This is a genomic window from Vibrio sp. 1874, assembly GCF_033344395.1.
Classification (GTDB): domain Bacteria; phylum Pseudomonadota; class Gammaproteobacteria; order Enterobacterales; family Vibrionaceae; genus Vibrio; species Vibrio alginolyticus.
This window is the reverse complement of the sequence record NZ_JAWPOR010000002.1, coordinates 548205-561753: the sequence shown is the minus strand read 5'-3', so window position 1 is coordinate 561753 and position 13549 is coordinate 548205. Positions and strand designations below refer to the sequence as shown.

General features: G+C 43.4%; 13 protein-coding genes and 1 tRNA gene. 6 read left to right on the top strand and 8 right to left on the bottom strand.

Annotated elements, in window-relative coordinates:
* The first annotated feature begins 117 nt into the window (after positions 1 to 117).
* Together R8N46_RS06460 and R8N46_RS06455 are read left to right on the top strand one after the other, a co-directional pair.
* Positions 118 to 576, top strand: a complete 459-nt coding sequence (locus tag R8N46_RS06460) for a hypothetical protein (RefSeq protein ID WP_017633653.1) — start codon at positions 118 to 120, stop codon at positions 574 to 576.
* Positions 577 to 662: 86 nt separating this feature from the next.
* Positions 663 to 986, top strand: a complete 324-nt coding sequence (locus R8N46_RS06455; protein WP_005373158.1) for a hypothetical protein — start codon at positions 663 to 665, stop codon at positions 984 to 986.
* Positions 987 to 1110: 124 nt separating this feature from the next.
* Here R8N46_RS06455 and R8N46_RS06450 read toward each other — a convergent pair whose 3' ends face one another.
* The 3 genes from R8N46_RS06450 to R8N46_RS06440 form a co-directional block, all read right to left on the bottom strand.
* Complete coding sequence (locus R8N46_RS06450; protein ID WP_115386592.1) at positions 1111 to 1791, bottom strand: DedA family protein; 681 nt, start codon at positions 1789 to 1791, stop codon at positions 1111 to 1113.
* Positions 1792 to 1841: 50 nt separating this feature from the next.
* Positions 1842 to 2279: a hypothetical protein gene (locus tag R8N46_RS06445; protein WP_258870113.1), complete on the bottom strand. Its 438-nt coding sequence runs from the start codon at positions 2277 to 2279 to the stop codon at positions 1842 to 1844.
* A gap of 87 nt (positions 2280 to 2366) precedes the next feature.
* Complete coding sequence (locus R8N46_RS06440) at positions 2367 to 2885, bottom strand: DUF4136 domain-containing protein (protein WP_053304498.1); 519 nt, start codon at positions 2883 to 2885, stop codon at positions 2367 to 2369.
* Positions 2886 to 3256: 371 nt separating this feature from the next.
* On the opposite strand from R8N46_RS06440, the gene R8N46_RS06435 reads away from it, so the two are divergent.
* A tRNA-Gly gene (locus tag R8N46_RS06435) sits at positions 3257 to 3331 on the top strand.
* A gap of 15 nt (positions 3332 to 3346) precedes the next feature.
* Here R8N46_RS06435 and R8N46_RS06430 read toward each other — a convergent pair.
* On the bottom strand, positions 3347 to 4204 hold the full coding sequence (locus tag R8N46_RS06430; RefSeq protein WP_005373167.1) for a sterol desaturase family protein: 858 nt from the start codon (positions 4202 to 4204) through the stop codon (positions 3347 to 3349).
* A 7-nt stretch (positions 4205 to 4211) separates the two neighbouring features.
* Positions 4212 to 5222: a DUF2804 domain-containing protein gene (locus tag R8N46_RS06425; RefSeq protein WP_033906458.1), complete on the bottom strand. Its 1011-nt coding sequence runs from the start codon at positions 5220 to 5222 to the stop codon at positions 4212 to 4214.
* Between the two features lie 305 nt (positions 5223 to 5527).
* On the opposite strand from R8N46_RS06425, the gene gdhA reads away from it, so the two are divergent.
* Positions 5528 to 6880 (top strand): NADP-specific glutamate dehydrogenase, encoded by a 1353-nt coding sequence (gene gdhA, locus R8N46_RS06420; protein ID WP_115386589.1) that lies wholly within the window; start codon positions 5528 to 5530, stop codon positions 6878 to 6880.
* A 76-nt stretch (positions 6881 to 6956) separates the two neighbouring features.
* On the opposite strand, the gene R8N46_RS06415 is transcribed toward gdhA, so the two are convergent.
* From R8N46_RS06415 to R8N46_RS06405, 3 genes are all read right to left on the bottom strand, one after another.
* Positions 6957 to 7424 carry an OsmC family protein gene (locus R8N46_RS06415; RefSeq protein ID WP_054574650.1) on the bottom strand — a complete coding sequence of 156 codons (468 nt, stop codon included), beginning with the start codon at positions 7422 to 7424 and terminating at the stop codon, positions 6957 to 6959.
* A gap of 99 nt (positions 7425 to 7523) precedes the next feature.
* A complete protein-coding gene (locus tag R8N46_RS06410) occupies positions 7524 to 9881 on the bottom strand; it encodes an ATP-binding protein (protein ID WP_318098302.1) in 2358 nt (785 codons plus the stop codon).
* Positions 9874 to 10842 carry a cytochrome-c peroxidase gene (locus R8N46_RS06405; protein WP_115386587.1) on the bottom strand — a complete coding sequence of 323 codons (969 nt, stop codon included), beginning with the start codon at positions 10840 to 10842 and terminating at the stop codon, positions 9874 to 9876. The genes R8N46_RS06410 and R8N46_RS06405 overlap by 8 nt, the downstream gene beginning before the upstream one ends.
* 498 nt (positions 10843 to 11340) lie before the next feature.
* Here R8N46_RS06405 and R8N46_RS06400 point away from each other — a divergent pair, with 498 nt between their 5' ends.
* Complete coding sequence (locus R8N46_RS06400; RefSeq protein ID WP_115386586.1) at positions 11341 to 12717, top strand: NfeD family protein; 1377 nt, start codon at positions 11341 to 11343, stop codon at positions 12715 to 12717.
* 10 nt (positions 12718 to 12727) lie between these two features.
* Positions 12728 to 13510, top strand: a complete 783-nt coding sequence (locus R8N46_RS06395; protein WP_005373196.1) for a slipin family protein — start codon at positions 12728 to 12730, stop codon at positions 13508 to 13510.
* Positions 13511 to 13549 lie beyond the last annotated feature (39 nt).

The window sequence follows — 13549 nt, the reverse complement described above, 5'->3', positions numbered from 1 at the left end:
TCAGACACTGGCTTTCATCGTTATCATAGTTCCACTAAGATTCCTTAATCATGGTGGGTAACTGTGGCTTTATATGTTTAGGGTTACTTCTTGCGTTATCTACACCATATATTATTGATGCTTTCTTTGTCCCTGCTCTCAGGGCTCATCACAGCTTCATATGCGCATGAGTGGCACCACACCAAACATTACACTTCCGAGCGCCTACTTAAACTCTCTCAACAAGACGATTTTGAGCTAGCACACACTGATTTTCATGCCTCAGCTTCTCTGAGCTCTTGGGGTTCAGAAAGTTACTACCTACATATAAAGCGCGAGTTGTTCGGGCTTGTCTCCTGTCGCCGAACATCAGCTACTGATGGCGTTTTATCATCAGATTTTACTCCTGATTATTTTTTACTTATTGCTTTCTCTTCTCCACCACTACTGGAGTTGGCAAAACAAGCATCTCGCTTACCTCTAGACAGTTATGGCGGACTCATGAGTCAACGCTCTCTTTATCGCCTCTCAGGAAGAAAGGAAGCGAACTTAATGTACGTCTTTACTCATGGTCGCAACGCCTTCTCTGTTGTTTAACTTTTTATGACATACAGAGAACACGAAAATGTAACGATAAGAGCCAATATGCTCATTGTTACTAGAACCAATTTGAGGTCCATATAATGACAAGAATCGCTACAACCATCGCACTAGCATTACTATTTGCAGCGGGCTCAACCTTAGCAAACACAGAAACTAAGCCAGAAGAAATGAGTAACGACACTCTGTTAGAGTGTGCCAACGTTTCTAACGCACGTATTGCAGTTCCGGAACACAGAGCAATGTTCAGACACTACTTAATGTCTGAGAGAGACTACAGCTTTGACCAGCTATCGTCTGCCGAACTTGAATTTAAAGCAGCAGATAAGAATGAGTCTGAAGTAGAGAACATCTACAAGTCTCAGTGCAAAGAAGTTGGCGAATACTTATATAGCATTGGCTATTAAATTCGAAACCCTAACGACACTCAAAAAGAAAGGCGCAATGTATGCGCCTTTCTTTTTACTGATAAAAACCTGTCGATTAGATGTCTAATCTGCATACAAGCTTAAAAGTGCAAATCAAGTAAACTTACTGAGAAAACTCAGACACATCCTTGGGTTTACAGAACGCTCGACGTGCTTTAACAAACAAGAAACTAAGCACTCCAATCACAAGAGTAATTATTGGTGCCGCCATTAATAGCATTGTGATTGCTTTGCTCATATTTTCCGGTAGCAAAGGAAGTAATGAACCAAAACCGCATAATATCAGTGTCCATAAAATCGCACTCAGCCACGCAAAGTAATGGAATTTACTAATACGTTTCACTCGCAACCCCATCATTAATGGCAATAGGGAACGAACAACCGGAATAAACCGCGCGCACAAAAGCGCAACCAATCCATGTTTACTGAGTAATACGTCGACTTGTTCCAAACGCTTTTGAGGAACCGCGCTCACCCAGCCTTGGACCTTAGGTAAGCGATTTAGCCACTTGCCTTGTAAATAAGCCGCCCAACTTCCCAATCCCGCACTAACAGCTATCACCAACATGATCATAATTGGGTCAAGGACGCCAACCGCCGCCAGCGTACCGGACAATACGACGACACTGTCGCATGGGAAAGGTGCAGCGGGAATAAAACCACTTTCCAAAAAGATAATCACAGCAACAACAAAATAAACTAAACCTGCACTGCCTGGCGCCATTAACGCCGTGAAATCTTGATGCCAAAAGGCACTCAAGACCTGAATTATCGAATCAAACATAAACCGCTCCTAAGCATAATTAACCAAAAGTTTCAAAAACATGGAATGTGTTAGCGAGCATGTATAAAGCGGTATATCAAATTCGATTCTTTTCTCACGCCGATTCTGTATTTAGAGTGATTAAAAATACTTTCAATACAACAATCTAAAGCCTCATTGCCGATGCGTTTTAGCCGCTTCATCGAGTAAATTGCCGAACGATGCGCCCACCATGCTACATCAAGCATTTCAAACCATTCGGGTTCTACATCGTCGTTCGAGCTCATTTCCTTAGCATGGCTAACCCTCAATATATTCCGGCTGTTTAAACTCGGATAGTCTTGTTGTATTGGAGAGACAGGATGTTCTGAAAAGTGCTTCGACTTAGCGTCAACAGCGATATTCTGGTTATGAAAGGAAAGAAAATTTGGGTGTGAGTGCGCCAGGCTCATGCTCGGAGCCAACAAGCAGAAAAGTAGTCCGAGTAAAGCAATCAGAATCGTACGCACAAAGGTAACCAAAGCCAAAATAATAAGTTCTTTTAACCCTGTGCGTAACTATTGGCAATTAGTATTCTTAATCGTTAAGAATACTAATTATTTTTCACCGTAAGGGTAGCTTTCAAACATCTTCGCGATTTCTTCTTGGATGAGAGATTCTCTTTTCTCAGAGCTCATTGACTCAGACAGTTTACGACTTGAAACGCCTTTCCAAACGACTTGATTAGCCTTTGCATCAACCAGTTCAACCACCAACTTCCCATACTTACGTTCTTTATATCTTTCTGGGCTTGAAGTGATCACACCAAAGCTATTCCAGCCATAGCCAAAGCTCACCGACGATCCTGAAGAAACAAGCTCGGATTCTTCTACGATATCATGATGTACGTAAAGGTCACCGCCACTATTTACCTTATTTAAACCCTTACCCTCAAGCTGTTCAGCAAGCCCTTGCTCAATACGTCGACCATCAATACTGGTAGGAGCTTCCGCCTGAGCACCGAAGTCAAACGTTCTGTAAGCTGAAAAGTCGGCTTGTTTATCTACATCGGTTGTCACGGTCGTACAAGCAGATACCAGCATCACCACCAGCCCTAATATCAAACCTCTCATCATGTTAAATCTCCTTTGGTTAAGCTGACTGTTTCAGCAGAATTACCCTGTGTTATACATACGCATCAACAGTAAAAAGTAATCATTTCAATATCTAGTCTTGACCATGAAACGTGACTGTTCAATAAACGAGATTAACCTTTACACAGAAAATCTTGAATATCATCAACATCTAAACACCTAAGAATTCGGTGTTTACGACCTAATTGGAAGCCCCTAGGCTTAGTAGCGGAGTCGCGAGTGCCACAAAAAACCAGAGACAATGAACACTTTAACATCAGTCCGCTACTTTTTTAGGCAACTGACAAACATTTGATGAGAAAAGACTTTTCTTTTTCGTGCAGTGTGGCATATTAACTGAGTCCTATCGATGCGCGGGCATCGTATAATGGCTATTACCTCAGCCTTCCAAGCTGATGATGCGGGTTCGATTCCCGCTGCCCGCTCCAATCTCTTTATCCAATTTACTCATAAAAATCCGATGGCGGAGCGAACAAACGGCGGCAGCGTTGTTTCCATGATAAGTTTGGTCGAGTTACGTCATAAAACATGTCTTTCCATTCTGCAAACGTCACGCGGATGGGATTAAAGCTGTTTACAGGTTTAGAAACCCCATACCGAACCGTTTCCACCTCTGGTTCAAACGTTCCGAACATTCGATCCCAAATAATTAATACACCCGCATAATTTTTGTCGATGTACTGACGGTTCACACCATGATGAACGCGATGATGAGACGGCGTGTTAAATACCCACTCTAGTGGCCCGAGCGAACGAATTGATTGGGTGTGAACAAAAAACTGTAAGCCCAGATTAAACAACACAACGAAGACAACCCATTTTGGCTCAAAACCAATAATCACCAAGGGCAACCAAAAAATCCACATCCCCGCTAGCGGATACATTAAACTTTGACGAAAGGCGGTACTGAAGTTCATTCTTTCCGAACTGTGATGAACAACGTGCGCGGCCCACATCCAACGAATACGATGGCTAGCCCGATGAAACCAGTAATAGAAAAAATCTTGCAGGACAACAAGTAAAAGAAAAGCTGAGACGCTCATTTCGATATCAAACAAACGCCAATCAAACCACCACAAATACAACTGAGCAATCAGTAAACCCGTGAGTATGTCTGTCGCTTGGTGTAAGCCCGCAAGAACAAAATTACACGCTACTTCAGGGAAGTAATACGTCGCGCTTTCAGGCAAGCGTCCCCTTCTTTGTCCGAACCAATATTCGGCAAGCATGCAGAAAAAGAAAACTGGAGCCAGAATCATCAGAAGTAATTCTGGGCGGTCCATCAACTGCGTCCAATCCATTGTGTTTCTACCATTTTGCATAGTGATCTTCAGTAAGACCCATAACTTCTTCTAACTGATGTTTGATGCCATTTCCATCGATAATATAGCCAGAGAAATAACCGATGTACTGACGAAAGTTACTTTTGAGAAGCCAAAAATTTTTCTTCTCTGAGCGTCGATTCAAAGGCGTGAACTGTAAGTTAACTCGTTTATCTTCCGACGTAATATGCCACTTTTGCCCTTCATCACTTCGTGAAAACTGAAACTGCACAGGTTGCAAAAAGTGACGCTGACCATTAATCCACAATACATTTTCGCAATAGCCAGTTTCATTAACGCCAGCTGCCAAGTTCAACCCCAGACGCCTGTCATCCTCAAAGCAATTGATACTCGCCCAGCGCCAACTTGTTTCTCGCCGCATGTACCCAGCGGAAAAATCGTAACCAGCAGCCACCTCTGAAAGATCTTGCTCTTTTCCTAATATGAACAAGTTACCGTCTACTGCTAACGCATTGTGCTTCTGAGTATATGTCCAACCCGCATAACCTGTTGGCGTACACAACATTAATGGCAAACTCATATTTTCTGGACGTAAATAGAGATCCGCATTGACTGACTCTGTCACAAAGTGGACGTGCCAAATACCATCCTTAATAGAAAACTGAACTCTTTTGTTAGCAAGATGGGCAAGACTGCACCAACTGGAAGGCTGAGTTTGATAACCTATATTAAAAGGTTTCAACCATTGTTGCTCAATCAACTTATTCTTTTTAATATCAAACAGGTAGCAAAAGCCGGATGCTAAATACCGTATATCAGCAATCGCTACTCCAATGACGTAATTAGGTGTGACCAAATTGACGAACTGAAACTGCTTATAATCGCGGTAACGGCGCCACTTAGACACCGGCTTATCCATCTCATCGAGGTAGGTAAATTTATCTAGCTGTAACGATGTTGGAATTCCATCAAGGTGGCCAAACGCTGGTAGGCCATTCTGCTGAATAAACGAGTTCAGAACCTTAAGCTCATCCATATAGTTGTCTTTTCACAAGTTATCACACACACAAACTTTAACATGACGTTAACATAAACAATTTGCGTAACTGCACAACAACATCGACTAAAGTGATTTCTGCTTGTTATATGTGAAACTGATCACTCAACCACCCGCTTACTTAGCTCGCCCTACCTATCTCAACCAACACTGCCTGGGTTAGAAGCTGCACATTCTCATCCGCAGGAAAGACCACTACAACCATTGAATCTTGGTCAAAATCACTATTTAATGGAAATACATTCATATAAACTGATTGCTTATTCACATCAAGGAAGAAATCTATGTCATACATACACGATACTATTGTTGCGTTGCAACACAGTAGCCCTGCGCAAAAAGAATTTTACCAAGCGGTAGAAGAAGTATTAACTTCTCTCGCGCCGGTAATAGAAGGCAATAATAAATATAAGGAACAAGCGATTATCCAGAGGATCGTCGAGCCAGAACGTCAAATCATGTTTCGAGTTCCTTGGGTTGATGATGCTGGAAATGTACAAGTAAACAAAGGTTATCGAGTTGAATTCAACTCTGCTTTGGGGCCGTACAAAGGAGGATTGAGATTCCATCACTCAGTCAATGCGAGCATCATAAAATTTCTCGGCTTTGAGCAAATCTTTAAAAACGCACTGACTGGCCTTCCTATCGGTGGCGGCAAAGGCGGTTCAAACTTCGATCCTAAAGGAAAATCCGACGGCGAGATCATGCGATTTTGCCAATCATTTATGAACGAGTTGTACCGTCACATCGGTCCTACCACCGATGTGCCCGCAGGCGATATCGGTGTCGGGGCACGCGAAATTGGCTATATGTTTGGTCAATACAAACGATTGACGGGCCGCTACGAAGGTGTGCTTACAGGCAAGAGTCTTCTTTGGGGTGGCTCACTCGCCAGAAAAGAAGCGACAGGATATGGCGCCGTCTATTTTGCAGAATGCATGCTCAACGACCGCAACGATTCATTGAAAGGGAAAACTTGTCTCGTTTCTGGTGCTGGCAACGTGGCTATCTACGCCATTGAAAAACTGTACCATATGGGAGCAACGCCAGTTACATGCAGCGACTCTCGAGGTATGATCTATCATGAGCACGGTATTGATCTTAAGCTCCTAAAACAACTGAAAGAAGTGAAAAGAGCAAGCTTAGAAGAATATTTAGAAACTTACCCTGAAGCAGAATACACACCAGAGGGCGACTATCCTAATGAAGGACATGCTGTTTGGCGATATCAGGCTGATGCTGCCTTCCCTTGTGCGACTCAAAATGAACTAACGTCAGACGACGCACTGGCTCTTATCGAAAACGGATGTATTTTGATTAGTGAAGGGGCGAACATGCCAACCACCCGTGATGCTGCCAATATTATCGTGGACTCAGACATAGCTTATGGGCCTGCCAAAGCAGCCAATGCAGGCGGCGTTGCAACCAGTCAACTTGAAATGGCGCAAAACGCCAGCATGCAAAACTGGACGTTTGAACAAGTGGATAGTCAGTTGCAAACCATCATGAAAAATATTTTCATCAATGCAAACGAAACCAGTAAAGAGTTTGGCCAACCTGGAAATTTAGTTTTAGGCGCCAACATTGCAGGCTTTAGAAAAGTCGCTGATGCAATGATTGAGCAAGGTGTCGTCTAGATGAACGAGCCAGCAGGATGACTGCTGGCTTAATATAACTCCGCAATAGGCCGCGCTTTTTGATAAAGAGCTCCACTTAATTCGCAATAAGCGTTGTCACTTCTGTTTTAACGGAGTTGGCGATAAAGCAATTCTCATGGGCCATGTGGTGCAGTTTTTCTAATTGAGATGGTGTCGGTTGTTTTTCACCTGAAAATGTTATCTTAGGGTTTAACGTTACCTTTGATACCCACTCTTTTCCGTTTTCGCCTTTTTCAAGCTCCCCTACCGCTTCATCGAAGTAACTGTCCACAACGTAACGCCGCTTTGCTGCAATAGACAGGAAAACGAGCATATGACAACTAGAAAGTGCCGCGACAAACGCTTCTTCTGGATCAACGTTTTCTTCTACGGATAGTGGTAATGGTACTACGCGGGGAGATGGAGATGCTGGGACTTGCAACCCTCCATCAAATTGCCAAATGTGTGCCCTACTATACTTATTATCACTAAACTCTTCCCCAGCTTTACGATGCCATTTGATTAAAGCGGAATGCTTACTCATTCTAACTCCCTGATTTTCCGACGACGAATCAACACTATCCGTCCTTGCCACAGTAAACCACAACAAAATGAGTTAAGGAAAGCATCGCACTCACAGGGACTATAAAATCTGTTGAGGATCGGCATTGTTCTTCTGGATATCATCCAAAAGTCTATGAGACTGATGGATGTTGACCTGTAACCGATTGATCAGCATCTGCAACTGCTCAATCTCGGGACTTTGGTTGGCTTTAAGTTGAGTTTCCAGGGCCTCCGTTTGGCTCGCCAAAATAGGTAAACTTAGGTTCAGTGCCATCCCTTTCGTTTTGTGCAACGTCAGCGCTAATGAAGCAAAGTCTTCAGCCATAAAGTATTCAATAAGCTCATCAACAGATGTCTCAAAATCAACAATAATGCTTTTTAGCAGCTCGTCAAGCGCTTCTGGCTCATCTCGTAAAGAAGTAAACATGCCTGAACGGGAGAGTTCTTCCTCTGTTAACCTTAAGTTCTCGATTGGCTTACGTTGCAACTGAAGCACATTGCTGTCATTCGTTAGTGGCGGATTCCGTTTCGGTTCGAGTCTGGCTGCAAACTGTTTGAGAGCGTATGAAAAGCTCTCATGCTGTAGCGGTTTTGTAAGCACATGGTCTGCTCCTGCTTCAATAAAGCTATCGTGAGCTTCACGAAATACGTCTGCCGTGTACGCAAAGAGTAATGTCTTGATACCTAACTCTTGTCGGATAACGCGTGTCGCCTCAACGCCATTCATCTCGGGCATATGGTTGTCCATCAAGATCAGGTCGTACTCGTTCTCTTTCGCCTTTTTAACCGCGATTAATCCATTTTCTGCAACATCCACTTCATGCCCAAGCTTTTCGCAAAACCCCTTTGCCACAATGGCATTCACACGGTTATCATCAGCAAGTAGTATCTTTAAATGGTGTGATTTTGCGCGAGGTTTCGGTGCTTCTTGCTGCTTTTTCGGAGCAGATTCTACCCAAGGAATCGGCAACTCAACGATAAATTGACTTCCAACACCTTCTATACTCTTCAGAGTAATATGGCCACCCATCAAATCGGTTAGTTTTTTGACGATGGCTAACCCAAGCCCTGTTCCGCCGAACCTTCGAGTCGTTGATGAGTCTGCTTGCTCAAACGAGTTAAAAATATGCTCGTGCTTGTCTGGCGCAATACCAATACCGGTGTCGCTCACGCGCATGACCAACAACTGATTCGATTCATCTAACTCGGTTCTAACCAGCACATGCCCTTCATTGGTAAACTTCACCGCGTTACCGGCGAGATTAAATAAGATCTGTCGTAAACGCGCACAATCCCCAGTAAATTCAGTATATTCAGAAACCTCGTTTTCCAAGATTAACTCGATATTTTTTTCATCAACAAGTGGTTTTATTGCGCTACACACCGGAGAAAGCACTTGATCGAGCTTAAACTTAGCTTGCTCAAATTCCAGTTTGTTTTCTTCAACTTTAGAAAAATCCAAAATATCGTTGAGGATAGTCATCAGATGCTGGCCAGAGTCAAGAATAACCCTAATGTGCTCTTTCGTCGTCGGCTCTTTGGTCTCTTCTGCAATCATTTGAGAAAGCCCTAGTACACCATTCATCGGCGTCCTTAGTTCGTGACTCATTGCAGCGAGAAAATTTGATTTCGCTTTTGCCGCTCGCTCGGCTTTGTTTCTCGCCTCTTCAATTTCAAGATTCAACTGTTTTAAGTTATGCATTCGGTGATGTGACTGATAAACAAACGCGCTAACTAGAAACATCACCGCAATAAATACAAACAACCACGTAAAACGCGCCTCACTTTGAGCAATATTGAGTAACCGATGCTCTGAGCTTTCGACAAACTCAATATAAGTGTGATCAAGCAGTTCATTCGTCAGCAATTCAATTCTTTTATCACTCGTTTGAAGCCGTTTAAGGAAGTTCGCTTCCTTTTCACTCTCAACTTCAGTTTGTGTTAGAAGCAACTGGTTGAGAAATTCAAAATAACGACTGCCACCCAATGATTGACCGCTCTCGATAGAAACCTCTTGCTGATATAAATTGAACAACATGAGTAATGCATACCGATTTTCTACCTGAACACCAATTAACATATCAAGCTTCAACGTTGTTTGAAGCACTCGCTCCTTAAACTGTTCAAGCGTATCCCTAACTTTTATACGATTGGGTGTCACGGGAAACCAAACTGATGCCTTTGATGATTCCAACAGTGCCTGTGCTGCGATTTCTATCTCTACTAAAGATGTTGTTAACTCATAGTTTTTTCTATCTTCAACGGCATATCGGTTCACGATAACATCACGCTCTTCAATCAACTCATGTCCGATGTTCATTAGCTCTGCATGAAATTCTTGAGCGTTTTTTGAGTTCATATACGACATATACGCCAGTGTGCAGCACGTCAGTATCCCAATAAAAAAGCAAAAGTTGATCAGTTTGAATTTATTCATTTTCCAACACCTCTAAAATTATGGGTCTAGGTGCTGTCAACGACTGCAAGAATGCTTCAATGTCCGCGACATTCTCATCGTTCATCGTTATACCGAGCTGGGTTTTAGCCATGATTTGTATCGCGTCGGATAACTTATCGACTTGCCCATTATGAAAATAAGGACTCGTTAGCGCGACATTGCGTAAACTGGCTACTCTAAAATAGAATCGCTCTTCATCCTCTATCGTAACGAGCTGCCTGCCCGAGTCCTCTACTACTGGCTTATCCTTGAAATAGGCGAACCTTTGGATCATCGCTCCGCCGATATTTTTACCCTGATGACACTGCACACAACCTGAAGTCTGAAATGTTTTCCAACCTCTGATTTGCTGTTCACTCAGTACATGCGTGTAACCCAATAAGTAAGCATCGAATGGTGCGCCAGGCGTCTGCAGCCCTTCAATAAACTCCACAATAGCGGACTTGATATTATGAACGTTAATCGGCAACTCACCGTCACGATTAAATAGAGCTTGATAATGTTCACTCTCTTTTACATATTGCTCTATTGTTTGCCAGTTTGAGTCCATTTCCATTGGATTATGGATTGGACCATCAATCTGAGCCATCAAGGTGTTTTCCGTACCATCCCATAAAAAACGATAATTTAACGCTGCATTAAACACTGTTATAGAATTTCTAATTCCATCACCTTTCACTCCCGTAGAGACAGGTGTATTTTCAGCGCCATTGGTTTGCAGATTGTGGCATGTCGCGCAGCTGACATTACCATTTGACGATAATTGAGGATCGCGGAAGAGATGCCAGCCAATTCTCGCTAGCTTAATATCCACATTAGGATCACCCTGTATGGGCTGAACTAGGGAGATATCACCTAACATCTTCGCGTTTCTTGCGGTTGTTGTTTGGCTCAAAATGAGTGTTACAACAGCTAGTGCGATTGCGCTGAATTGCCTCATCAACTACATACCTTAAACTTGTCATTGATATGAATTTAGTTGCATTTTGGCGTTTTTTCCACCGACAGGAAGTTGAAAAAACGAGTTAAGTATTGCTTTGTTTAAGGCTTTGGTTGAAGAGGGAGTAGTAAGGCGAATAGGAAGAAACCTATCGCCTTATGAGTAGCTAACGTATTGAAATCTGAGTTTAGTGTAGAAAAGCCAAAAACCGTTGAAACCAAGTCACCTCTCCATAGGAGATCAGATCGAAAATAGTAAAGAAAACGGCACAGATAACGGCCAACTTAATCAAACGCTGAACAATAAACATAAACATCACAATTACCAATAATTTGCTTTAGTTTACTATCTCACACAGCGTTTATATATAAAAAAGTAGTCTCCTAATTAGCCTCGGGAACTTATTCATTAGAACCTATACTCAAGCATCTCTAAGTTATTTGGATATACTTGAATTAGGATTTCAAAAAGTCCCTGTGACCACACAAGGAGGACTGCATGAAACGACTATGGATATGGTTCTTACCTTTACTCTTGATGGCCAGTCAAGCACTGGCGAATAGTGTTTGGATTGTTCCTGTCAAAGGCGCTATAGGGCCTGCTACTAGCGACTATTTATCTCGTGAAATAGAAGAAGCTCAACGAAACGGTGTCAGTTTAGTGATCTTAGAGATGAACACACCAGGCGGCTTAGATAGCGCAATGCGAGATATTATTCACGCGATTACCACCTCCTCGACTCCCATTGCAACTTGGGTCGGCCCATCTGGTTCTAGAGCGGCTAGCGCAGGGACATACATTTTACTCGCCAGCCACGTTGCCGCAATGGCTGAAGCCACCAACCTTGGCGCGGCAACGCCCGTCGCGTTAGGTGGTGCCCCTCAGCCCCCTTCATCGGATGATGGCAAAGATCAAAACGCGGAAGAAACGTCAGAAGGAACCAACGAAGGTTCAGAGAAAGTTCCCGCGAAAACCGCAATGGCGAAAAAGGTGATTAATGATGCTAGAGCCTATATTAAAGGCTTAGCAAAGCTTCATGGCCGAAATGCAGAGTGGGCAGAGAAAGCAGTGAGCGAAGCAGCGAGTTTGGACGCCACAGAGGCATTGGAATTAAACGTTATTGATTATATAGCCAACTCACCAGAGGATTTAGTCAAAGCCATTAATGGACAAACTGTTAAAGTTAACAATCGTGATGTGACATTGTCACTGGAAAATCCCGTATGGATTGAAAGAACACCCGATTGGCGAGCAGAAATGCTAGCCGTTATCACCAATCCAAACGTTGCCTACATTCTAATGCTCATCGGCATCTACGGTTTACTTCTTGAATTTTACAACCCAGGAATTGGCTTACCCGGTGTGCTAGGTGGGATTTGTCTGCTTCTGGCCATGTACGCACTACAAATGATGCCCGTCAACTACGCAGGTCTTGGTCTGCTGTTACTCGGTATTGCACTAATGATAGCGGAAGCATTCAGCCCGAGCTTTGGTATTTTGGGCTTAGGCGGCGTTGTCGCCTTTGTACTCGGTTCGATATTTCTCATGGACAGTGAGTTACCAGGATTCCAGATCGCCCTTCCTTTGATTTTTGGTATTGCCATATTTTCCGTGGCTCTAATCGTGCTGACCGTCGGCCTGCTGCTCAAAATTCGTCGCCGGCGTGTAACGACGGGTTTAGAGACTTACCCTGGGAAGGTCGCCGTGGTAAGCGATGACTTTATCGATGGCGAAGGACGCGTTCAACTCAACGGTGCGTTATGGCGAGCTAAAGCCAAAGACCATCAACAATTCAAACAAGGTGATCACGTCACCATTGTTAATGTTAAAGGGCTGACCTTAACTGTGATGCCTGATGACCGCCAAAATAAATAGGAGGCGCTTTATGATGCTCTATACCGTTGCGGTGATCGTGGTGCTGCTGTTCGCACTAGCGACCCAAATGTTCAAGGTTTTGAGAGAATACGAACGTGGGGTTGTGTTCTTTCTTGGTCGATTTCAAGAAGTCAAAGGACCTGGTTTGATCATCCTTATCCCATTTATTCAGCAAATGGTGAGGGTTGATTTACGTACTGTCGTTTTGGATGTGCCGACACAAGATTTAATTACCAAAGATAACGTTTCTGTGCGCGTCAACGCGGTCGTTTATTTTCGCGTAGTCGATCCTCAAATGGCGATTAACAATATTGAAAGCTACAGCGATGCCACCAGTCAGTTAGCACAAACCACGCTGCGCTCGGTATTGGGTCAGCATGAACTCGATGAATTGCTATCAGAGCGAGAACGCCTCAATAAGGATTTACAATCCATTCTCGATCAACAGACTGATGACTGGGGAATCAAGATTGCTACGGTTGAAGTCAAACATGTTGATTTAAATGACAGCATGGTCAGAGCCCTAGCCCGTCAGGCAGAAGCAGAACGTAACCGTAGGGCGAAGATCATTCACGCTACTGGTGAGTTAGAGGCTTCAAATAAATTAAAAGAAGCAGCGCAAATGCTCAACGAAGCACCGAATGCACTGCAATTACGTTACATGCAGACACTCACTGAAATCACTACAGACAAAACATCCACTATTATTTTTCCAATGCCGATCAATCTTGTCGAAGCTGTCAGTGATATCGCCGAAGCGGTGAAAAAGAATAAAGAGACACAAGATAAGTAAGGTTCTGACCCTAGGAAGTAACGACCACTCACGTTACTT